Annotated in this window: 20 protein-coding genes and 1 tRNA gene; 14 read left to right on the top strand and 7 right to left on the bottom strand. The window is 63.7% G+C overall.

Features of this window, described 5'->3' with window-relative positions; genetic code table 11:
- The first annotated feature begins 5 nt into the window (after nt 1-5).
- From ABIE62_RS02670 to ABIE62_RS02640, 7 genes are all read left to right on the top strand, one after another.
- On the top strand, nt 6-782 hold the full coding sequence (locus ABIE62_RS02670; RefSeq protein ID WP_354323330.1) for a response regulator transcription factor: 777 nt from the start codon (nt 6-8) through the stop codon (nt 780-782).
- Complete coding sequence (locus ABIE62_RS02665; RefSeq protein WP_354323328.1) at nt 775-2334, top strand: sensor histidine kinase; 1560 nt, start codon at nt 775-777, stop codon at nt 2332-2334. Before ABIE62_RS02670 ends, ABIE62_RS02665 begins: the two co-directional genes overlap by 8 nt.
- A complete protein-coding gene (locus ABIE62_RS02660; RefSeq protein WP_354323326.1) occupies nt 2331-2828 on the top strand; it encodes an HPr kinase/phosphorylase in 498 nt (165 codons plus the stop codon). Before ABIE62_RS02665 ends, ABIE62_RS02660 begins: the two co-directional genes overlap by 4 nt.
- Entirely contained in the window at nt 2825-3757 is a 933-nt protein-coding gene (gene rapZ / locus ABIE62_RS02655) for an RNase adapter RapZ (RefSeq protein ID WP_354323324.1), read from the top strand. Before ABIE62_RS02660 ends, rapZ begins: the two co-directional genes overlap by 4 nt.
- A gap of 92 nt (nt 3758-3849) precedes the next feature.
- On the top strand, nt 3850-4275 hold the full coding sequence (locus ABIE62_RS02650) for a PTS sugar transporter subunit IIA (protein ID WP_354323323.1): 426 nt from the start codon (nt 3850-3852) through the stop codon (nt 4273-4275).
- Between the two features lie 12 nt (nt 4276-4287).
- Complete coding sequence (locus ABIE62_RS02645) at nt 4288-4566, top strand: HPr family phosphocarrier protein (protein WP_354323321.1); 279 nt, start codon at nt 4288-4290, stop codon at nt 4564-4566.
- Between the two features lie 11 nt (nt 4567-4577).
- Nucleotides 4578-5390 (top strand): TrmH family RNA methyltransferase, encoded by an 813-nt coding sequence (locus tag ABIE62_RS02640; RefSeq protein ID WP_354323319.1) that lies wholly within the window; start codon nt 4578-4580, stop codon nt 5388-5390.
- On the opposite strand, the gene ABIE62_RS02635 is transcribed toward ABIE62_RS02640, so the two are convergent.
- The 3 genes from ABIE62_RS02635 to recR form a co-directional block, all read right to left on the bottom strand.
- Nucleotides 5391-6830 (bottom strand): DNA recombination protein RmuC, encoded by a 1440-nt coding sequence (locus ABIE62_RS02635; protein WP_354323317.1) that lies wholly within the window; start codon nt 6828-6830, stop codon nt 5391-5393.
- Between the two features lie 222 nt (nt 6831-7052).
- A complete protein-coding gene (locus ABIE62_RS02630; RefSeq protein WP_354323315.1) occupies nt 7053-7625 on the bottom strand; it encodes a peptide deformylase in 573 nt (190 codons plus the stop codon).
- Nucleotides 7626-7734: 109 nt separating this feature from the next.
- Complete coding sequence (recR, locus tag ABIE62_RS02625; protein ID WP_354323313.1) at nt 7735-8331, bottom strand: recombination mediator RecR; 597 nt, start codon at nt 8329-8331, stop codon at nt 7735-7737.
- Between the two features lie 115 nt (nt 8332-8446).
- Here recR and fmt point away from each other — a divergent pair, with 115 nt between their 5' ends.
- From fmt to ABIE62_RS02610, 3 genes are all read left to right on the top strand, one after another.
- Nucleotides 8447-9406 carry a methionyl-tRNA formyltransferase gene (fmt, locus tag ABIE62_RS02620; RefSeq protein WP_354323311.1) on the top strand — a complete coding sequence of 320 codons (960 nt, stop codon included), beginning with the start codon at nt 8447-8449 and terminating at the stop codon, nt 9404-9406.
- Between the two features lie 10 nt (nt 9407-9416).
- Complete coding sequence (gene truA, locus ABIE62_RS02615; protein WP_354323309.1) at nt 9417-10166, top strand: tRNA pseudouridine(38-40) synthase TruA; 750 nt, start codon at nt 9417-9419, stop codon at nt 10164-10166.
- A 103-nt stretch (nt 10167-10269) separates the two neighbouring features.
- Nucleotides 10270-11379: a zinc-binding dehydrogenase gene (locus ABIE62_RS02610; RefSeq protein WP_354323308.1), complete on the top strand. Its 1110-nt coding sequence runs from the start codon at nt 10270-10272 to the stop codon at nt 11377-11379.
- Nucleotides 11380-11945: 566 nt separating this feature from the next.
- On the opposite strand, the gene ABIE62_RS02605 is transcribed toward ABIE62_RS02610, so the two are convergent.
- Together ABIE62_RS02605 and ABIE62_RS02600 are read right to left on the bottom strand one after the other, a co-directional pair.
- Nucleotides 11946-12611, bottom strand: a complete 666-nt coding sequence (locus ABIE62_RS02605) for an imm11 family protein (protein WP_354323306.1) — start codon at nt 12609-12611, stop codon at nt 11946-11948.
- Between the two features lie 162 nt (nt 12612-12773).
- A complete protein-coding gene (locus ABIE62_RS02600; protein WP_354323304.1) occupies nt 12774-13760 on the bottom strand; it encodes an asparaginase in 987 nt (328 codons plus the stop codon).
- Between the two features lie 93 nt (nt 13761-13853).
- Between ABIE62_RS02600 and ABIE62_RS02595 the strand changes: the two genes are divergently transcribed.
- Nucleotides 13854-13929, top strand: a tRNA-Val gene (locus tag ABIE62_RS02595).
- A gap of 168 nt (nt 13930-14097) precedes the next feature.
- Here ABIE62_RS02595 and ABIE62_RS02590 read toward each other — a convergent pair.
- On the bottom strand, nt 14098-15366 hold the full coding sequence (locus tag ABIE62_RS02590) for an HD-GYP domain-containing protein (RefSeq protein WP_354323303.1): 1269 nt from the start codon (nt 15364-15366) through the stop codon (nt 14098-14100).
- 177 nt (nt 15367-15543) lie between these two features.
- Between ABIE62_RS02590 and ABIE62_RS02585 the strand changes: the two genes are divergently transcribed.
- The 3 genes from ABIE62_RS02585 (at nt 15544) to ABIE62_RS02575 (ending at nt 18637) form a co-directional block, all read left to right on the top strand.
- On the top strand, nt 15544-15909 hold the full coding sequence (locus ABIE62_RS02585) for an ArsR/SmtB family transcription factor (RefSeq protein ID WP_354323301.1): 366 nt from the start codon (nt 15544-15546) through the stop codon (nt 15907-15909).
- Nucleotides 15910-15922: 13 nt separating this feature from the next.
- A complete protein-coding gene (locus tag ABIE62_RS02580; RefSeq protein WP_354323299.1) occupies nt 15923-16588 on the top strand; it encodes a carbonic anhydrase in 666 nt (221 codons plus the stop codon).
- Nucleotides 16589-16672: 84 nt separating this feature from the next.
- Nucleotides 16673-18637, top strand: coding sequence for an alkyl/aryl-sulfatase (locus ABIE62_RS02575; protein WP_354323297.1), 1965 nt, complete (start codon nt 16673-16675; stop codon nt 18635-18637).
- Here ABIE62_RS02575 and ABIE62_RS02570 read toward each other — a convergent pair.
- Entirely contained in the window at nt 18634-21012 is a 2379-nt protein-coding gene (locus tag ABIE62_RS02570) for a glycoside hydrolase family 3 protein (protein ID WP_354323295.1), read from the bottom strand. The genes ABIE62_RS02575 and ABIE62_RS02570 overlap by 4 nt on opposite strands.
- Nucleotides 21013-21069 lie beyond the last annotated feature (57 nt).

Here is a 21069-nt window from a genome sequence, read left to right as displayed (position 1 = left end):
TGAACATGATGTCCGATAGCACCGCCGAAACCGTCACCCCCGCGTCCGAACCCGGCGATGCAGACAGCCGCAAGCTGCAAATCGCGCTGGTGGATGATGATCGCAACATCCTCACCACCGTATCCATCGCGCTGCAATCCGAAGGGTTTGCCACGCGAATCTACTCCGATGGTGAAACCGCGTTGAAGGCGCTGCTCGACAATCCGCCCGATCTTGCGGTGTTCGATATAAAAATGCCCAATATGGACGGGATGGAGCTGCTGCGCCGCCTGCGCGAACATTCGCCGCTGCCGGTGATTTTCCTGACCAGCAAAGATGATGAAAGCGACGAAGAAGCCGGGCTGGAACAGGGCGCGGATGATTACATTGCCAAACCGTTCAGCCTGCGCCTGCTGGTCGCCCGCATCCGCGCGATCCTGCGCCGCGCCGATCCGGTGGCGGGCGGCGATACCATCGGCCCATCGTCCGAACCCGCACTGGCAAGCATATCGCGCGGGCGTTTGTTCATGGACCCGGCGCGCCATCACATCGCGTGGGACGGCAAAAGCGTCAGCCTCACCGTCACCGAATTCCTGATTCTTGAAGCACTCGCGATCCGCCCCGGCGTGATCAAGAGCCGCAACCAGCTGATGGACGCAGCCTATCCCGACGATGTGTTCGTCGATGATCGCACGGTCGATAGCCACATCAAGCGGATGCGGCGCAAGTTCAAGGTGGTCGACCCATCCTTCGATGCAATCGAAACGCTGTATGGCGCGGGCTACAGTTTTACCGATGACTGACATAGGGCGACGGCCAGCAAGCGGCGAACAGCTGACGGCGAACGGGCGGTTTGCGCTGACGGCGCGCATTCTGGTCGTCAACATCCTGCCGCTGCTGATCATGGGCGGCGGGTTGTTCTATCTCGATGGCTACCGCACGCAGCTGATCAACGAACGCTTCAAACTCGCCCGGATCGAAGCGCAAATCACTGCCGAGGCGCTGGCGGGCGCTTCGCGTGAACGCCAGAACGCGCTGCTGGTGCAGATCGGCAAGGAACAGCGTCTGCGGATGCGGATGTTCGATGCCGATGGCAAATTGACCGCGGACAGTTTCGCGCTCGCCGATCCCGCGTTCCGGTTCAACGACATCAGCGATGATGATTGGGAACAGCGCTTTGCCCGTTGGCTTGATCGGACGGTGGACACCATTGTCAGCGCCGAATCCGTGCAGGATTATATCGAACCCGAAGCGCAGGACGCCGATGCCTGGCCCGAACTGGCGCGCGCGCGCGAACTCGGCCTGTCGCAGGTGCGGCTGTATGACTGGCGCGATGGCACCCCGGTGATCACCGCTGCCGCGCCGGTCGGATTGCAGGGCGCGACCTTGCTGACCGTGCGCAACGCGGTCGACATTACTGATCGGGTAAGGGAGGCGCGCTCAACGCTGGGCATTGCGATGTTGATAGTGATGGCGGCATCGGCGCTGCTGTCGCTGTTCCTGGCGCGCACCATCGTCACGCCTTTGCGCCAACTCGCCCGCGCGGCCATGCGGGTGAGGCAGGGGCGCGAACGCGAGGTCGAGGTGCCGCGCCTGCCGCAGCGCCGCGATGAAATCGGTCTGCTCGCGCGCGCAGTTTCGGATATGACCGGCACGCTGCGCCACCGGATCGACGCGGTCGATAGCTTCGCCGCCGATGTCGCGCATGAAATTAAGAACCCGCTCGCCAGCCTGAGGAGCGCAATCGAATCGCTCCCACGCGTAGAAGACCCGGCGCTGCGCAATGAACTGATCCAGATCGCCACCCATGATGTGCGCCGGATTGACCGGCTGGTGAGCGAGATTTCCGAAGCCAGCCGGATCGACGCGGAAATGAGCCGCGCCACGCGCGAACAGATTGATCTGGCCGATCTGGTGGAGGCAATCATCGGCGGACGCGAACACCGCGCCGAAAATGAAGGCCGCCGGATTGAACTGACCACAACCGGGCCTGCTTCGTTGGTGTGCGGCGTGGGCACACGGCTGGAACGGCTGGTGGAAAACCTGCTCGATAACGCGGTGTCGTTTTCGCCGCCCGATGCACCGATTGACGTCACCATTTCCAATGACCGCCGCTGCGTCACGCTGGAGGTGTGCGATTCCGGCCCCGGCATTCCCGCCGATGCGCGTGAAAAAGTGTTCCTGCGGTTCCATTCAGTGCGCCCCGACGCGGAGGACTTCGGCAATCATTCGGGCCTTGGCCTCGCGATTGGCCGCGCGATTGCAGAAGCGCATGATGGCACGCTGACCGCCCATGCCCGGCCCGATGGCGCCAGCGGCGCCTGCCTGCGGCTCAGACTACCGGCAGCGGCATGAACGCGGGCATGGATCGGGGCACGGGCTTCGTCCACAACGCCAGCGCGGTGGTGATTGGCGGCCGCGCGCTGCTGATCGCAGGCCCGCCGGGCAGCGGCAAATCCAGCCTCGCGCTGGCGCTGATTGATCGCGGCGCGGGGTTGATCGGTGATGATGCGGTGACGCTCACTCTGGCCGATGATCGCCTGATCGCCAGCCCCCCGCCCAATATCGCCGGATTGCTGGAACTGCGCGGTGTCGGCCTGGTGCGCCTGCCGGTGGCTGACCCCGCGCCGGTTGCGCTGATCCTGGAACTCGGCGGCACGGCGCAGCCTGCGCGCTTGCCCGAAACGCTCCCCCGGCGCGACATTGCCGGGGTGCCGGTGCCGGTGCTGGCGTTTGACCCCGGCACCATCGCCCCCGGCCCGCGCGCAGAATGGGCGTTGCGGATGCACGGGCTGGTGTTCAAACTGGCTTCCCTTTGCCGCGCTTCCGGGCAAGATGTGCAGACATGACCAACGCGCCCACCCCCACCGCTGACCGAAACGCCATGCCGCAGCAACAATTGCTGCTGGTCACCGGGCTATCGGGCGCGGGCAAATCCACCACGCTCGCGGTGCTGGAGGATCTAGGTTGGGAAACCATCGACAATTTCCCGGTGCGGCTGCTCAAACGCCTGGTCGCCATGCCCGACGAATCGCGCGGGCCGCTCGCCATCGGGTTCGATTCGCGCACCCGCGGGTTTGTTCCCGGTGACATCATCGCGCTGGTGAAAGACCTCGCCGCGCGCGCCGATATCGCGCTGACCTTCCTGTTTCTCGACTGTTCGGGCGGCGAGCTTGAACGCCGCTATAATGAAACACGCCGTCGTCATCCGATGGCCGATGGCCGCCCGGTGATGGAGGGGATCGCCGCCGAGCGCGAATTACTCGAACCGCTGCGCCGCTGGGCCGACGCGGTGATTGATACCAGCGCGATGACCAGTAACGAGCTGCAAGGGCAGGTGCGCAACCTGTTCGGGGACACTGCTGGCGAAGCGGCGATGACGCTGACTCTGTCCAGTTTCGGCTTCGCGCGCGGGATGCCGCCGCTGGCTGATCTGGTGTTCGATATGCGCTTTCTCGACAATCCGCACTGGGTTCCGGCTTTGCGCGAATTGACCGGGCAGGACGCCGCCGTAGGCGCGCATATCGAGACCGATCCGACCTTTTCTGATGCCTTTGCCCGCATCCGCGATCTGTTGCTGGTGCTGCTGCCGCGCTATCAGGCGCAGGGCAAACCCTATGTCCACGTAGCGTTCGGGTGTACCGGGGGGAGACACCGTTCGGTCTACACCGCCGAACGCATGGCAGAAAGCTTGCGCGCGGCGGGATTTTCGCCCACTGTCCGCCATCGTAACCTGGGCTCGCGTGCAGCGGACGAGATTGAACGGGATCGAAAGTGATCGCGGCGCTCGGAAAAGCTGGCATTGTCCTGATCGGTTGAAACGCGTAAGGCTTGGCCCCCGGCGGGCAGTTAACGGACCCTTTTTCACACATGATCGGTTTGATTCTGGTAACCCACGGCCGCCTTGCGGACCAATTTGTCGAGGCAATGGAGCACGTCGTCGGCCCGCAGGACGGGATCGTAACCGTCTGCATCGGCCCCAATGACGATATGGAACAGCGCCGCACCGAAATCGCCGACGCGATCACCGCCGTCGATAGCGGCAGCGGCGTCATCATCCTCACCGACCTGTTCGGCGGCACCCCGTCCAACCTTGCGATTTCACTGCTGGTGGCTGGACAGATTGAGGTGATTGCCGGGATCAACCTGCCGATGCTGATCCGGCTGGCGGGCGCGCGCAAGGCGATGGATGTCACCGCCGCCGTCCACGCTGCGCAGACTGCGGGGCGCAATTACATCACCATCGCCAGCGAATTGCTCGGCCATGACACGGCCCCCGCGCGGGCCAAGGCCTGAAGGTTCGCCGCCGTGGGGGAGGCTCGCACGACCATCACTATCGTCAACCGCCGCGGCTTGCACGCGCGCGCGAGTGCGAAGTTCGTCGGTGCGGTGGCTGTCCTGCCCGAAAATGTGACCGTCACTGTGACCAAACCCCCCAACAGCGCTGCGGGCGGATCGATCCTCGGGTTGATGATGCTGGGCGCAGCCAAGGGTGACACCGTCGAAGTGGCGGTTGAAGGCGAAAATGCCGATGCGGTGCTGGCCGATCTCGCGGCGTTGATCGCCTCCGGCTTCGGCGAGGACTAGTGCTCAGGCCCATGCGCAAGCACATCACCGGCTTTTCCAATCCGACCGTCAAATATCTGCGGTCTTTGCGCGACAAGAAACATCGCAAGCGTAGCGGCCAGTTTCTGGTCGAAGGGTTGCGGCTGCTCGAGGACGCGCGCAGCACGGGCCGCTTACCCACAACACTGGTGATGGCTGAAGGACGCGCCGCGCATGAACTGCTGGCGCGGCTGGAAGCTGACGTCATGGCAGCAGGCGGTGAGGTGATTGCCACCTCCCCCGATATCCTGTCCAAGATTACCGGCAAGGACAATGCGCAAAGCGTGGTGGGCGTGTTCGATGAATGGGACACGTCGCTCAGCGCGCTTGATCGCAGCGCCGCGCCGATCTGGCTGGTGGCGCAGGCTTTGCGCGATCCCGGCAACCTTGGCACGATGCTGCGCACCGGCGATGCGGTGGGCGCAGGCGGGTTGATCCTGATCGATGATTGCGCCGACCCGTTCAGCGCCGAAGCCGTGCGCGCAAGCATGGGCGCGGTGTTCACCGTGCCGCTGGCACAGGCGCGGTGGGAGGAGTTTTTGCCGTGGCTGCGGGGCGGTGCCAAAGAGCACGGGGGCCAACTTGTCGCCGCGTCGCTGCGCGATGCGGTGCCTTATCGCGGTGCGGCCTATGCGGCACCGTGCTTCATTATGGTCGGCAACGAATCGCAGGGGCTGCCGGAAGAATACGAAGCGGCCTGCGATCTGCACGTCACCATGCCGATGCGCGGCCGCGCCGATTCGCTCAACGCCGCCGTGGCCGGCGCGGTGCTGGCTTACGAGGTGCTGGCGGGGGTGGAGGCGTAATTACTCCGCCGCGTCCTTGCGCGGTTCCAGCCCCGGATACTCCGCCTCAACCGCATCGCCATCCGCCGCGTTGTAGCGGGGCGCGCTTTCCACCAGCGGCACCGAATCAATCTCGCGCTTGCCGATTTCGACGCCCTTTTCCGCGAGCCGCCGCCCGGACGACAGCACATTGCGTTCAAAGCTGCCGACAAATTTGTTGTAGTTGTTGACCGCGCTTTCCAGCCCGCCGCCGACGCGTTTGAGATGTTCGGCCGCGGTGGCGAGCCGATCATACAATTCCGCGCCCATCCTCCCAATTTCAGCCGCCTCGTTCGCCATCTTGTCCTGCCGCCAGACCTGCGCGACCGTGCGCGCAATCGCCACAAGATTGGTCGGGGTGGCAAGCAGCACCTTGTTGCGGAACGCGAAGTCCCACAATTCGGGATCATGCTCCAACGCGGCGGCGACGAAATGTTCGCCCGGCACAAACATCACCACATAATCGGGCGCGTCGTCGAACTGGCTCTGATAGCTTTTGCCGCCAAGCGTCTGCACATGGTTGCGCATCGATTTGGCGTGGAGATCAAGGTGCCGCTTGCGCTCCCCATCATCATCCGCCTCAAACGCGGCCTGATAGGCGTTCAACGACACCTTGGCATCGATCACCAGCTTCTTCTGCCCCGGCACATTGACGATCGCATCGGGGCGCAACCGCCCGTCGGCGGTGTCCATTGATTGCTCGAGATGAAAATCTGTGTGCTCGGCCAGCCCGCATTGTTCGAGCACGTTCTGCAACGCCCGCTCCCCCCAGCGCCCGCGCGCCTTGGGGGCGTTGGTCAATGAATTGCCGAGCCGCTGCGCCTCACGCTTGACCTCTTCCTGGCCCTTGCGCATTTCCTCGATCACGCCGGTCAATTGGCCGAACGCATCGGTGCGCTTGGCCTCCAATTCGGCCACCTGCTTTTCGTAACTCGCCAGCCGTTCGCCCACGGGTGACAGCAAGGCCTTCAATTTTTCCTCACTGGCCTTTTCCGAATGGCCCAGCCGTTCCTCGGCGCGCTTAAGGAAGGCTTCCTGCGCCTTGCCCAGCACGGCAGCCCCGGTGTTTTCAAACTCCTTGAGCAGATTGGTGCGCGATTCTTCGAGCAACCGCTTCTGTTCGGCAAACCCGGCGCGTTCAGCCCGGAATTGTGCGTTTTCAGCGCGTGCGGCCTCCAACTGCTCAGCCAGCGCATCGGCCCGCCCGGCACGCTCCCCCAGCGTCGCAACTTCGATCCGCGCTTCGCCCAATTCGGCCACGGCGCGCTTGAATTCGCCCTCACGCTCCGCCGCCGCGCCTTCCGCCGCCGACAGCCGCGCGCGCAGATCAGCCAGCGGGCGCGAAGCGAAAAACCACGCCGCAACGCCGCCCACAACGGCACCGAGGATCAGAGCGAGAAGCGAGAGAATCGACGAGTCCATCGCCCGTCCCTACACGGAACGTATAGAGAACGCTAGCGAATGTTGGATGATATGCTCAAGAAAGCCCACCCCCGTATCCCCAGCCTGCGCCGGGGCGACGATTGGGTTGTGGGCCGGCTCGCATTGCGAGCCGCAAGGCCGACCGGCCGGCCGCAGGGGCCTGTAGCGCAGCGAAAGAACAGCCCCGAGGACGAAGGCGCGGCGGCGCCTTCGCAACACAAACTACGCCGCTTGCCGCAATTTCTTCAGCTTCTTCAGCGCCATCGCCTTCTTCAACCGCGACAGGTGGTCGATGAACAGGATGCCTTCGAGGTGGTCGATCTCGTGTTGCAAACACGTCGCCATCAGGCCTTCGAGCTGTTCTTCGTGGGTCGCGCCGTCGAGATCCTGATACCGCACGCCGCAGGTCGCCGGGCGATCAACGTCAGCGTAAATCTCCGGCACCGACAGGCAGCCTTCCTGATAGGTCGACAGCTCCTTCGCCGGATCAAGGATCACCGGGTTGATGAATACGCGCGGTTCTTTTTTGGTGGCGGGATGGGTGTGGCTATGCCCGTCATGGCTGCATTCGACCGGGGGCGCATCGGGATCATCGGGTTGCAGATCAATCACCAGCACCCGCTTGGGCACGCCGACCTGAATCGCGGCAAGGCCAATGCCGGGGGCATCATACATCGTCTCGAACATATCGTCGACGAGCGTGCGAAGATCGGCGTTGAACTCATGCGGTTCAACCGGGGTCGAGATGATTTTGAGCCGGGGGTCCGGCACTTCAAGGATTTCGCGTATGGCCATGATTGGCGATTTAGTGCGCAAAGCTTGAAATCTCAAGTGAGTCCCCGTGCAGACGGGGATATCGTTCGGAACTGCGGGAGACTCCCGCCTGCGCGGGAGCTCACAATTGTCACCCCATCGGCCGCCGCGCGCGCAATGCCTGCGCCAGCGTGCCTTCATCAAGGTAGTCGAGCTCGCCCCCCACCGGCAATCCGTGGGCCAGCTGCGTCACCCGCAGCGAGAAGGCCTCGAGCCGCTCGGCGATGTAATGCGCGGTGGTCTGGCCTTCCAAGGTGGCGTTCATGGCGAGCACCACTTCGTCCACCGCGCCATTTTCGACGCGGGCGAGCAGGCTGGCGATGCCCAAGTCTTCCGGCCCGATGCCGTCCAATGCCGAAAGCCGCCCACCCAGCACATGATAGCGCCCCGGAAACAGCCGCGCACGATCGAGCGCCCAGACATCCGCGACCTCCTCGACCACGCACAGGCTGCGCGAATCGCGGCGCGGATCGGTGCAGATGCGGCAGGGGTCGCTGGTGTCGACATTGCCGCAGGTGGCGCATTCCACCAGCGTTTCCGCAACCCCCGCCAACGCCTCAAGCAGCGCGGGCAGCGCCGTTTCGCGGTGCTTGACCAGCCACAGCACCGCCCGCCGCGCCGAACGCGGCCCCAGACCCGGCAGACGGGCGAGCGCGGAACTCAGAGCTTCGATTTCCTGTGAGGCCATGATTTTTCTCTACCCGCTCGCCCTGAGCTTGTCGAAGGGCTGTTCTGCTCTTTATGGGACAGGCTAGAAGAAAGTGCGGGGCTTCGACAAGCTCAGCCTGAACGGGGTTTGTGAGTTGCGCATCATTTTCATGGGAACACCCGATTTCGCGGTTCCGGCGCTGCAAGCCCTGAACGCGGCGGGGCATGATATTGCCTGCGTCTATACCCAGCCGCCGCGCGCTGCGGGCCGGGGCAAGCAGCTGCGCGCATCGCCGGTGCAGGTTGCGGCTGAGGCCTTGGGGTTGATGGTGCGATCGCCCGTGTCACTGAAGAACGCCGAGGAGCAGGCCGCGTTTGCCGCGCTCAACGCCGATGTGGCGGTGGTCGCCGCCTATGGTCTGATCCTGCCGCAGGCGGTGCTGGATGCCCCCGCGCATGGCTGCCTCAACATCCACGCCAGCCTGCTGCCGCGTTGGCGCGGGGCGGCGCCTATCCACCGCGCGGTGATGGCAGGCGATGCGGAGACCGGCGTGACAATCATGCAGATGGAAGCCGGGCTGGACACCGGGCCGACGCTGCACAAGGTGCGCGTGGCCGTGGGGCGAAAGACCACCGGCGAACTGACCGAAAAACTCGCCGCCGTGGGGGCCGATGCGATGGTCGCGGTGCTGGCTGACCTTGCCGCTCATGCCGCTGAACCGCAGGACGACAGCGCCGCCATCTATGCGCCCAAGATCGACAAGACCGAAGCGAAGATCGACTGGGCCGAGCCTGCCGCAGTGATCGAACGCAAGGTACGCGGGCTTGCCCCGTTTCCCGGCGCGTGGTTTGCGTTGGAGGGCGAGCGGGTGAAGTTGCTGCTGGCTGAGACGATGGTGAGTCCCCGCGCAGGCGGGGACCTCGTGCCAGACGCGGGAGGCTCCCGCCTGCGCGGGAGTTCGCAAATTGGCGCGGTGCTGGACGATAATTTCACCATCGCTTGCGGGGACGGCGCGCTACGCCCGCTAAAGCTCCAGCGCGCGGGCAAGCCGGCCATGTCGCGCGAAGACTTCCTGCGCGGGCGAGCGGTGGCAGCGGGCACGGTGCTGGTGTGAGCCTGACGGAATGACCCGCTTCGCGCTCACCCTTGAATTTGACGGCACGCCGTTCAATGGCCTGCAACGCCAGTCCAACGGGCCAAGCGTGCAGCAGGCGGTCGAGGACGCGCTCACCCGCATCACCGGTGAACACGCCACGCTCCACAGCGCCGGGCGCACCGATGCGGGGGTGCACGCGCTGGGGATGCGATCCCATGTCGACCTTGAAAAAGACATCACCGCGTTCCGGCTGATGGGGGCATTGAACGCACACCTGCGGCCCGATCCGATTGCGGTTACTGCCTGCGAGATTGTGCCAGATGATTGGCACGCGCGCTTTTCCTGCACAGGCAGGCGCTATCTCTACCGCATCGTCAACCGCCGCGCGCCGCTCGCCTTGCAGCGCAATCGGGCGTGGCAGGTGGCGACCCCGCTGGATGCCGACGCGATGCACGCCGCCGCGCAGGTGCTGGTGGGGCGGCATGATTTCACCACCTTCCGATCCATCCATTGTCAGGCGGCTGATCCGGTCAAGACGCTCGACCGGCTCGCCGTTGAGCGGGTTGGCGATGACGTGCTCATCCACGCCGCCGCACGTTCGTTCCTGCATCATCAGGTGCGCAGCATGGTCGGGTGCCTCAAACTGGTAGGCACCGGCACGTGGGACTCCGCCCGCCTCGCCGCCGCGCTGGCCGCGCGGGATCGCGGCGCATTGGGCCTGAACGCGCCGCCGCATGGGTTGTATTTTGTTGAGGCGGTTTACCCAACGTCACCCTAGCCACCACGTCATTGCGAGCGTAGCAAAGCAATCCAGTCCCGCGTTTGCTGGATTGCCACGGAGCGTGCAGCTCCTCGCAATGACGAAATTGAGGATCGAACTTATGACCACCGGAAAACAGCTTTTCACTACCCTCACCGCCGACGGCAAACTGACGCTCGAAGTGGCCGAGGCCACCTTCCCCGCGCCCACCGGCAATCAGGTGCTGGTCAAGATGGAGGCTGCGCCGATCAACCCGTCTGATCTGGCGATCCTCACCAGCGCAGCCGATTTCGACAGTGCGGAATACACCCCCGGCAGGGTAGTGGCGACCATGCCCGAACCGTTCCTGTCGGGCCAGAAAGGCCGCCACGGCCAGCGCCTGCCCGCGGGCAACGAAGGCGCAGGCACCGTGGTCGCTTGCGGAGATAGCGACATGGCAAAGGCGCTGATGGGCACGCGGGTCGCCTGCGTTCCGGGCAGCGCATTCAGCCAATATGCCATTGCCGATGCGATGATGTGCCTGCCGCTGGGCGATCATTCTTCCGAAGAAGGCGCGTCGAGCTTCGTCAACCCGATGACCGCTCTGGCCTTCGTCGAAACCGCCAAGCTGGAAGGCCATTCGGCAATCATCCACCTCGCTGCGGCATCGAACCTCGGCCAGATGCTCAATCGCATCTGCATCGAAGACGGGATGAAGCTGGTCAACATCGTGCGCCGCGATGAACACGTCGAACTGCTGAAATCGCAGGGCGCGCACTATGTCGTGAACTCGTCCGCCCCGACCTACATGGCCGATCTGCGCGCGGCGATTAAGGAAACCGGCGCGTTCCTCGGCTTTGATCCGATTGGCGGCGGGCAGAACTCCGACCATGTGCTGAAAGCGATGGAGCAGGTCGCGTCCAGCCAGATGACCGAGTTTTCGCGCTACGGATCGAACCAGGACAAGAAGATGTATATGTACGGACGGCTTGACCTGTCGCCGACGATCCTGACGCCTTCGTACGGCCTGCAATGGAGCGTTGCGGGCTGGCTGCTGACCCCGTTCCTGCAACGTGCGGGCATGGAAACCGTGGTGCGACTGCGCACGCGGGTGCAGCAGAACCTCACCACCACCTTCGCTTCGCATTACAAGGCCAAGGTGACGCTGGAGGGGATGCTGGAGAAGGACGTGATCAGCGATTACCGCCAGATGAAAACCGGCGAGAAATACCTGGTTACGCCCTGGGGGTGATTCAACGCACCGCCGCTGCCGGGCATTCAGGAAACCGTCACGGTTCCTGAATGTAGGAGACACATGTGACACTGTCCTGAAACCAAAAACCCGCCCCCCAGGCTGCGCCGCGCGCGATCCGGCGCGGTCTGCAACCCCGGCTGCGTGCAAAAGCGGATTAGGAGAGGGTCGCACAATCATCGCGCCAGACTGCCAGCAGCAAGCCGGGTAGGAAAGGAGGCACTGCTGACCCTGAGGGGATGGCAGCTTTCAGGGATGCGGTTGCAGTTGTTGGAGGGCTGAAAGTGGGTGGATTTGCTGCCATCCCTCGTCATCCCGGCGACGGATGGGGTGGGGTGGTGGCACTGCCCGATGAGGCTCTGGGCCCCGGCCTTCGCCGGGGTGACGGGAACGCCCGCTTCGGGATCGATTGCTGAACGGCGGTTTTTAGCGGCGAGAATGCTAAAGCCGCCATGCCGCTTTCGGGATTGCGCATCGACCCCGCTTATGACTGCTGATGGGTGGGAAGGCGAATGGCGGCTTTCAGCGATTGCGAAAGTGATTACTCTTGCGCCAGAACCAAGCCATCACACGCTCTCCTGCTCAAAGAAATCGATCCCTGTCACGCCCGCGGTCCGGAGAGCCTCGGCCATTGCATCTGAGACCAACGTCATCGTCGCTTCGTGCTTGTCGCGCCAGATATGGTGATTGCCGACTTGCGCATGATTGAAGACGATCTTTTCGTCCCGACCCCGGGATACAAACCCCTCTGGCCAATGATCTTCAGGCACATCCCGACTCCAAGCCCATAAACGGCCGATATGAAGCATCATGGTTGTGCGTTCGCGATCTACGGTGTCGAGGCGGTTGCAGACAACCATGAACCACATGTCCGCGCGCACCACGCCTCCCCTTTCGACAATCTGAAACGGAATAAACTGGTGCACGCCCGGCTCCAGCCTTTCGACAATCGACTTGAACTTGTCGGAAACGACAAAGAGCCCGTTGAACTTGTCGAAGTCGGGTATATTCCTTCCTGAGCGCCGCCTGAGTTGCTTGGGGAGGTGAGCGACCTTTAGCGCTCGGCCGCTGTCCCAATGCCGACCGTGCTCATGGTGCATGTACTTGCCATCGTCCTGGGTCGGATCCTGAAGCTCCACCTTCTTCAGGTCACCATCCCCCCGGATGAGCTCCAGCTCAACGAACCCGTATTTGCGATTAAGGCTCTGGGTCGTGACAGCGTAGACCATCATAACAATCTCACAATCTTTGCGGGGCAAGGCAATCGCGTCGTTACACCTATGAGGTTTCTAGAGCCTAAATTCCTCGACATTGATGAGAGGCTGTGACGGCGGTTTTGGGGTCGCTAGCCGAACGGCAGCTTTTAGCGAGATTTCCGAAAAAACCGCCCCCCCTCACCCCCCGTCAAACGCCGCCTGCACCGCTGCCGCATCGCTAATCTCGCCCGCGATCAGCACCATCAGCAGCACCCGCGCCTTGGCCGGGCCGAGCGCGCGGGCTGCCACCAGACCCAGCGCATCGTCATCCACTTCAACGTTGCGGTCGACGATGCCTTCGTCCACCCGGCTTGATCGCACCACCGGGACGCCTGCCGCCGCTGCCTCGGCCAGCGCGGCGATCACGCAGGCGGGCGCGTTGCCCTGCCCCATTCCGGCGAGCACAATCCCCTTGCACCCGATGCCGAGCAGTGCCTTGACCGGCTGTTCATCCATCCCGGCGCCCGCGGTCAGGATCGCCACGCGCGGCAGTGTATCAGGCCATGCAAAGCGCGCACTTTCGCCCAATCTGTGCGGCGGGCCGAACCAGTCGAGACGCGCCGGGGTCACGCGTGCAATGCTGCCGCGCGGAAAGCTTTTGAATGCATCGATGCTGCTCGTCGCCGCCTTGCGGGCATCGCGCGCCGCCAGCACCGCGTCGCCCATCACCAGCAGCACGCCGCGCCCCGCCGCCGCAGGATCGCTCACCACCCGCACCGCATTGGCGAAATTACGCATCCCGTCCGCCCCCACCGCATCGGCAGGCCGCATCGCGCCGACCAGCACAATCGGCTTGCCCGCAGGCAGGGTGAGATCGAGCAGGAACGCGGTTTCCTCCGCCGTATCCGTGCCGTGGGTGATGATTACGCCGGTGATCGCAGGATCAGCGAGCGCGCCCGCGCAGGCCGCGTGCAGCGCCTGCCACTGCGGCCAGCCGATGTCCTGCGAACCGATCTGCGCGATGTCCTGTGGGATCAACTCCGCGTCGAGGCCCAGCCCGGCCAGATTGTCCAGCATGGCTTCAAGCGACAATCCGCCGGGCTGATAGGCCGCACTGGTGGCGCTCACCGCCGCGCCGGCAATCGTGCCGCCAGTGCCCAGAACAAGAATGCGCGGGTTGGTCATGCGCCTGCCCTACTCATCCGCGCCCGCCAGCGCCAGCACCAGAAGGCAATTGCATTTGCGCAAACCTGCGTTAGAGAGCGCATCCGCACAGTGGGGCGGTTAGCTCAGTTGGTAGAGCATCTCGTTTACACCGAGAGGGTCGGCGGTTCGAGCCCGTCACCGCCCACCATGCGCGCCAATCGGGCCCGCGGCAGGGGATCGCGCGCGATTGTCGCATCGACAGCTGTGTTATTTCCGACCGAACCAGCGATGGCCTTATGCCAAAGTCCGATAAGCTCCGCCTCATCGGACTTTGGTTAACCCTGTGCGGCGCAACACGCCCTGCCGGGTGGCAGCGTCAGCGGACCATCTTGTGCGCGGTCAGGAACACCATTTCGCGCAATTGCGCCTCGTCCGGCAGATCAAACCCGGATAGATCGGCCGTCCCGATGATTTCATTCTCGTTGGCGCTCTGGGCCAGAATGATCCGGTGCGGCACAATCCGATCGCGGGTTTTGCAGTCGAAGAACGCCTGAACGATGGGCTGACTCTTGTCGCCCGGGTCTTCGTCAATCACCAACGCGATCTTGCCGCTGCGCAGTTCCACAAAGGAACCGACCGGATAGAGGCCGACAGATTCGACGAATGATCGCAGGATATCGGGATCAAATGCACCCTCCATCTTGCGCAAATGCTGCACCGCCGCCGCAGGATCGAGCGCGCCGGTGTTGGCGGTTCCGGTCAGCAGAAAATCGAAGGTATCGCAGATCGCCGCCATCTGTCCGATCGTGCTGATTTCGTCCTTTTGCAGACCCTTGGGAAAGCCGCCGCCGTCGATCCGTTCGTGATGTTCGAGGCAAGCGTTCAGCACCGCTTGCGGCAGGCTGTCATCATGTTGCAGCGCCCGGAACCCCAGGATCACGTGCTGCTGCCAGATTTTGGGATCGGCATTGCGGAAATCATTATTCGGCAGATCGGGAACCTGCGGTAGATAATTGGTGCCGATATCGAGCAACAGGCCCGCCAGACCCGCATCGAGCACGTCATCCTGCGCAAGCTTCATCTGCCGCGCAAGCGATACCATCAGCGCGCTGACGGCGAGGGCGTGCTGATAACCCAGTTCGTTCTTCAGCTTGCAACGCATCAGCCCGCTGAAGGCATGGGGATTGCGGCGGACTGAATCGAGGATGTCGGTGACCACCGGTTGCACCGCCTTGACGTTGATCGCCTTGCCCAGCCGGGCGGCGATAAAGGTGCTGTGGATGGCTTTTTGCGCGCGTGCGGCGATTGCCTGAGCGGTGTGCAGCTCAGCCTCGGTGGAAACCGGATCGTTATGGATCACGCTGCGGGCCTTGACCGATTTGAAGCGATCGGGCTGCGATGCCGCTGAGGGGGTAACAGGCGGTTTGCCTGGTCGGCGCACTGAGTTGTTTGCGGCGGCCAGATCCCGGCCTTTGGAGGTATCGATCACGACCCCGTCAAGGTTGCTCGATCGCAGCGTATCCAGCCGCTCTGCGTCATCGATCAGGAATTTCGCTTTCCAGAACGGGTGCGAAAACCAGTTCCCTTCCATCTTGTGAACGAACATGCCCACTTCGAGGTCTGCAATGGCGACGCGCTTCAACATTGATCGAGGTGCTCTGATTGCTTGTCCGGGAACCATTTTATAGGTCGGCTAGCCGGTGCATTTGCTCCAATCTGCCCTAAGGATAATCACGTAGTGAACGCGGTATTGACGGGTTGCACCGCGCTCTTTAACCGGCAATTTGCAAGCCTGCGAAGATATGCAGATAATGGGGGTCACATGCCAAGCCGGATGATCGTATCGCGCGAACTTGCCGATTTTCTCAAGCTGATCGCGCACCCTGATCGCTTGCGGATGATCGAGGAACTGCGGCTCGGCGAAAAGGACGTGACCGGCATTGCCGCAGCGCTGTCACTGCCTGCCACCCGCGTATCGCAACACCTTGCGCAGCTGCGCGCGCACCGGCTGGTTGATGAACGCCGCGCCGGGCGCAACCATTTCTATCGCCTCTCTCAACCGCATCTGGCCGCATGGATCGTCGACGCGCTGCAATTTGTCGACGTCCGCAATCGGCTGGCTGAAGGTGATCACATCGACAGCGCGCGCGCCCTGTGGACTGCGCAATCACGCAATACATCCCATTGAAAGGAATATCCCAATGCCCCGTTTTGCCACTGGCGTCGTCAAGTTCCAGCGCGAAGTCTTTCCTGAAAAGCGGGAGCTGTTTGAACGGCTAAGCACGGGCCAAAGTCCCGAAGCGCTGTTCATCACCTGCTCGGATAGCCGGATCGAAACCGCGATGATCACCCAGACCGATCCGGGCGACCTGTTCATCTGCCGCAATGCGGGCAACATCGTGCCGCCGCACACCAACGAAACCGGCGGGATGACCGCATCGATCGAATTTGCCATCGGCGCGCTTCATATCCCGCACATTGTCATCTGCGGGCATACCGAATGCGGCGCGATGGCAGGGGCGATGAACCGCGCGGGGCTAACCGGCCTGCCCCACGTCAGCAAATGGTTGGGCTTTGTGCAGGGTGCGATCGATATCGTCGAGGCAATGGGGGCTGACCTTGATCCCGAGGCAAAGATGCGGATGCTGTTGGAGCAGAACGTGATCCTGCAATTGCAGCACATCAAAACCCACCCGACCGTTGCGGTTGCCTTGGCACAAAAGGCGGTCAAGCTGCACGGCTGGGTATATGATATCGCAACCGGGCAGGTGGCAGCCTACGACGAAGCGACCGAAAGCTGGTTGCCGGTTGAAGATCACTATGCCGCTGAACTTGCTGCAGCGGCGATGGAAAGCCACCACTGCTGAATCGCGCTAGCTTCCCATTACACGTTCCTTGATCCTGCGCTTCGACACGCGCATGACCGCAATGCGGAAACAGGAGAGCGAGCGATGATGATGGTGCGTTATTGGGCAGGCGCAATGCTCGCCGTGGCTAGCGCGGCGGCCGTAGCAGCGCAGGAAACCGCCGGGCCTCCGGCCGCCAGCGATCCGACCCGCACCGCGCAGGCCGTCGCAGCCGCCGCCCTGCCCGCCGAAGGCACGCGCGATGGGGATTTTTCCACCCGCGGATTTATCGCCACGCGCGCTGATCCGGTGATCACCAATGCCAGCGGCAAGCCGGTCTGGAACCTTGCCGCCTATGCCTTTGTCGATGGCCCTGCGCCCGACACTGTCCACCCCAGCCTGTGGCGGCATATGCGCCACCTGAAGCACCACGGGCTGTATCAGGTGACGGACAATGTCTGGCAGGTGCGCGGCTTTGACCTGTCGAACATGACGATCATTCGCGGGCAGACTGGCTGGATCGTGATCGACCCGCTCACCAGCGTCGAAACCGCGCGCGCGGCGATGGAGTTGGTGAACGCGACCCTCGGCCAGCGTGCCGTCAGCGCGGTGATTTATTCGCACAGCCATGCCGACCATTTCGGCGGCGTGCGCGGGGTGGTTGATCCGGCAGACGTTGCCGCAGGCCGCACGCAGGTGATCGCGCCCGAAGGCTTCATGGAAGAAGCCACGTCGGAAAATGTCATGGCCGGCGGAGCGATGCTGCGGCGCGCGGCCTATCAGTTTGGCACCGGGATGCCGCCCGGCCCAACCGGCCAGATGGGCAGCGGGATCGGCATGGCGGTATCGGGCGGCACACTGTCGCTGATCGCGCCGACCGCCACCATCGCCGCGACCGGCGAAACCCGCGAGGTTGACGGTGTGGCGCTTGAATTCCAGATCGTTTCGGGCAGCGAGGCTCCGGCGGAATTCAACGTGTTCGTCGCACCCGAAAAGACCTTCCTCGCCGCTGAAATCGCCACCTGCACGCTGCACAACATCCTCACCCCGCGCGGCGCGAAGGTGCGCGATACGCGCGCATGGGCGCATTACCTCGACGAAGCGGCCACCCGTTACGGCCCGCAAAGCGAGGTGGTGATTTCCAGCCATTGCTGGCCGATCTTCGGGCAGGCGGAAGGCACCGCATGGCTCACCGCGCAGCGCGACAATTACCGCTGGCTGCACGATCAGACCGTGCGGCGCATGAACCGGGGTGAGACAATGGGCGAGATTGCCGAGGCATTGTCCGCCGCGCCGCCGCCGGGGCTGGGCGATGAATGGGCGACGCATGGCTATTACGGCACGGTCAGCCACAATTCCAAGGCGGTCTATCAGTTCTACCTCGGCTGGTATGATGCGGTGCCCGCCAACCTCCACGCCCATCCGCCGGTGGAACGCGCCACGCGGCTGATCGACGCATTGGGGGGTGCAGACCGCACGCTGGCGCTGGCCCGCACTGCGATGACGGCGGGGGATTACCGCTGGGCGTCGGATTTGCTGCAAAATCTGGTTTTTGCAGCGCCTGACAATGCGGCGGCCACGGCATTGCTGGCCGAAAGTTATGAACAGCAGGGCTTTCAGGCTGAAAGCGCGATCTGGCGCAACCAGTTCCTCGCCGCCGCGCGCGATCTGCGACAGGGCAGCACACCAAGATCAGCGGCGCAGAGCACCGATCTGATCGCCGCGATTGCCACCGCCGAACTGCTCGATTCCGCCGCCACCCGGTTTGCGCCGGAACGGTTCGGCGCGCGCAAGCTGACCGTTGCGCTCGACCTCACCGACCGCAAGGAACAGGCGATGCTCGAAGCCAATAGCCGCGTGCTGATCGGCCGGGTCGGCCCGTTGCCCGCCGCGCCCGACATTACCGTTCGCGGCCCGCGTGCGCTGTTGCTGGCGATGCTGTTTCTGAAACAGCCGGTCGCCGCGATGCAAAAAGCCGGGCTTCAGGTCGAAGGCGATGCCACCGCGCTGCAACACCTGATCGATGCGCTCGATCCGGTGCCGCAGGGCTTTGACATCGTAACGCCCTAGAACGAACACTCCGCGCCAGCCGCCGCGTCATCGCGCGTAATCTCGCTGATCTGGAGCGTGAATGCGCCCTGCGAGGCAAAGTTCAGGTTGCCGCCCGCAGCGCCCAGACAGGCGCTGGTCAACACCATTTCGCGCCAACCCTTGCCCTCGGCAACCGCCATCGGATGGGTGATGTCGAACGCGGCGGCGCCTGCGCTGACAGTGACCGACGCGGTCGGGCGCGCAGTTACCTGATAGGCGATCCGCCACGCCGCGCCGCTGTCCGGCCCGGTCAGCGCCAGCTTCGCACCGGGCGCAAAGGTGATGCGGCGCGCGTCTTCCTGCGCCTTGCGATCGATGCCGGTCGCGGTAATGCCGCTGCCCACACCGCGCAGGTCGGGCAGCAGCGCGTTATCCGCCACAGCCTGCACCTGCATGCCGAGCTTTCCGTTGGCGAACCACGTCGCGCCGGTATCGATGGTGAGCGCATCGCACGTCTCATCCAGCGGCGCGAACTGCGCGCTTGCTGTCAGGTCAAGCCCGTAGCCGCGCGGAAACAGCGCGCCTTCGGGGCCGTTGACCGGGGTGCCTTCGCAAGTTGCGGGCCAGCTGAATGATAGCCGCCCCGTGGCCGGGTGCTGACCGAACAGCACATCGGCCACGCCTGCCCCTTCGCTACCCGGAAGCCATGCGGCGACAAACGCATCTGCGGCGTTCAATTCGCGGTTCATCCACAGCGGGCGGCCTGAAAGGAACACCGCCACCGTCGGCACGCCGCGCTCACGATAGGATTTGAGCAACGCAAGCCCTTCTTCGTCGCGAAACGCCAGATCCTTCCGATCACCGACAAACTCGGCATAGGGTTCTTCGCCAAACACCACGATCGCAACATCGGGTTTGCCGGTCGAAACGCCATCAACCGCCAGCACCGCCTCACCGCCGGCAGCCTTCGCGGCGGCTGCGATCCCGCCATAGATCGAGGTTGCACCGGGGAAATCAGCCGGGGTCAAATCGCCGCCGCCCTGCCAGGTGATTGTCCATCCGCCCGCCTGTTGCGCGATATTGTCTGCCGCGCTGCCTGCCACTTCGATCCGTGCGCCCGGCTTCAACGGCAACACGCCGTGGTTCTTGAGCACGACCTGCGATTTGGCCACCGCTTCGCGCGCGATGGCGCGATGTTCGGGTGAGCCGAGCAGTTCCCAGCGCCCACCATAGGCGCGCGCCGATGGCATTACCTCACCATCAAAAATGCCGATTTGCTGCTTTAACCGCAGCACCCGCAGCACCGCTTCATCCAGCCGCGCCATCGGGATCGTGCCATCCTTGACCTGCGCGGTCAGCGATGCATGGAGCGCCTTCCAGTCCTCGGGCACCATGTAGACATCAAGGCCCGCGAGCAGCGCCTGCGGGCAATCGGAATTGGTGCAACCGGTGACTTGCCCATGCCCGTTCCAATCGCCCACCACCAGGCCTTCAAACCCAAGATTGCCGCGCAACTCGCCAGTCAACAGCGGGCCATTGCCGTGCATTTTGGTGCCATTGATAGAATTGAAACTGGCCATCACGCTGGCAACACCCGCGCCGATTGCGGCAGGATAGGGCGCGGCGTGGATCGCCATCAATTCGGCCAGATCGCCGTTGACATCGCCCTGATCCACACCCTGCGCGGTGCCGCCGTCACCAAAGAAATGCTTGGCCGTCGCCGCCACCTTGCCCGCGCCAAGGAACCCCGGTTCGCCTGGGCGACCTTGCAGCCCTTCGACCATCGCTGCGCCAAGGCGGCTAACCAGCGCCGGGTCTTCGGAATAGCTTTCGTATGTCCGGCCCCAGCGGTCATCACGCGCCACCGCGATGGTGGGGGCGAATGTCCAGTCGATCCCGGTTACTTCGATTTCGACCGCGGTCGCCGCGCCGATCCGGCGGATCAGATCAGCATCGCCCGTCGCGCCCAGCGCGATATTGTGCGGGAACACCGTCGCGCCGATCACATTGGCATGGCCATGCACAGCATCGGTCGCCCACACCGCCGGGATAGCCGGTTCACCATTGGGCAGCGGCGCGGTGGACGCTTCCCAATAGGCATCGGCCAGTTTGAGCCATTCGGGCGCAGGCGCCTTATCATCCCCGCCGGGGCCGGAATTACCGCCATTGAGGATTGTGCCGAACCGGTATTGCCGCACGTCGTCCGGCGTGATTGATCCGATATCGGGCATCACCAGCTGCGCAACCTTGCGCTCCACGGTCATCCGGGCGAGCAGCGCTTCGGGCGCGTTCGCGCCAGCTTGAACGGCAGCGTTGGTGCCGCTTACTTCGACCGGCGGCGCACCCGCGCATCCCGCCAACAAAGCAGCAAGTCCCGCACCGCAGGCCAACCGCCCCAGCAATTGTCGTATCATTAAGCCAGCCCCTCCCAAGGCCGTGTCATTTTGAGAACGTTATCAACTTATGCCGAG

The sequence above is a fragment of the Porphyrobacter sp. MBR-155 genome, assembly GCF_040547625.1.
In the GTDB taxonomy this organism is placed as follows: Bacteria; Pseudomonadota; Alphaproteobacteria; order Sphingomonadales; family Sphingomonadaceae; genus Erythrobacter.
This window is presented reverse-complemented; position numbering and strand designations above follow the sequence as displayed.

What these genes read in the sequence shown, in the direction of transcription:
- ABIE62_RS02670 (WP_354323330.1), top strand. Translation starts at nt 6, where the DNA reads ATGATGTCCGATAGCACCGCCGAAACCGTCACCCCCGCGTCCGAACCC.
- ABIE62_RS02665 (WP_354323328.1), top strand. Translation starts at nt 775, where the DNA reads ATGACTGACATAGGGCGACGGCCAGCAAGCGGCGAACAGCTGACGGCG.
- ABIE62_RS02660 (WP_354323326.1), top strand. Translation starts at nt 2,331, where the DNA reads ATGAACGCGGGCATGGATCGGGGCACGGGCTTCGTCCACAACGCCAGC.
- rapZ (WP_354323324.1), top strand. Translation starts at nt 2,825, where the DNA reads ATGACCAACGCGCCCACCCCCACCGCTGACCGAAACGCCATGCCGCAG.
- ABIE62_RS02650 (WP_354323323.1), top strand. Translation starts at nt 3,850, where the DNA reads ATGATCGGTTTGATTCTGGTAACCCACGGCCGCCTTGCGGACCAATTT.
- ABIE62_RS02640 (WP_354323319.1), top strand. Translation starts at nt 4,578, where the DNA reads ATGCGCAAGCACATCACCGGCTTTTCCAATCCGACCGTCAAATATCTG.
- ABIE62_RS02635 (WP_354323317.1), bottom strand. Translation starts at nt 6,830, where the DNA reads ATGGACTCGTCGATTCTCTCGCTTCTCGCTCTGATCCTCGGTGCCGTT.
- ABIE62_RS02630 (WP_354323315.1), bottom strand. Translation starts at nt 7,625, where the DNA reads ATGGCCATACGCGAAATCCTTGAAGTGCCGGACCCCCGGCTCAAAATC.
- recR (WP_354323313.1), bottom strand. Translation starts at nt 8,331, where the DNA reads ATGGCCTCACAGGAAATCGAAGCTCTGAGTTCCGCGCTCGCCCGTCTG.
- truA (WP_354323309.1), top strand. Translation starts at nt 9,417, where the DNA reads ATGACCCGCTTCGCGCTCACCCTTGAATTTGACGGCACGCCGTTCAAT.
- ABIE62_RS02610 (WP_354323308.1), top strand. Translation starts at nt 10,270, where the DNA reads ATGACCACCGGAAAACAGCTTTTCACTACCCTCACCGCCGACGGCAAA.
- ABIE62_RS02605 (WP_354323306.1), bottom strand. Translation starts at nt 12,611, where the DNA reads ATGATGGTCTACGCTGTCACGACCCAGAGCCTTAATCGCAAATACGGG.
- ABIE62_RS02600 (WP_354323304.1), bottom strand. Translation starts at nt 13,760, where the DNA reads ATGACCAACCCGCGCATTCTTGTTCTGGGCACTGGCGGCACGATTGCC.
- ABIE62_RS02590 (WP_354323303.1), bottom strand. Translation starts at nt 15,366, where the DNA reads ATGTTGAAGCGCGTCGCCATTGCAGACCTCGAAGTGGGCATGTTCGTT.
- ABIE62_RS02585 (WP_354323301.1), top strand. Translation starts at nt 15,544, where the DNA reads ATGCCAAGCCGGATGATCGTATCGCGCGAACTTGCCGATTTTCTCAAG.
- ABIE62_RS02580 (WP_354323299.1), top strand. Translation starts at nt 15,923, where the DNA reads ATGCCCCGTTTTGCCACTGGCGTCGTCAAGTTCCAGCGCGAAGTCTTT.
- ABIE62_RS02575 (WP_354323297.1), top strand. Translation starts at nt 16,673, where the DNA reads ATGATGATGGTGCGTTATTGGGCAGGCGCAATGCTCGCCGTGGCTAGC.
- ABIE62_RS02570 (WP_354323295.1), bottom strand. Translation starts at nt 21,012, where the DNA reads ATGATACGACAATTGCTGGGGCGGTTGGCCTGCGGTGCGGGACTTGCT.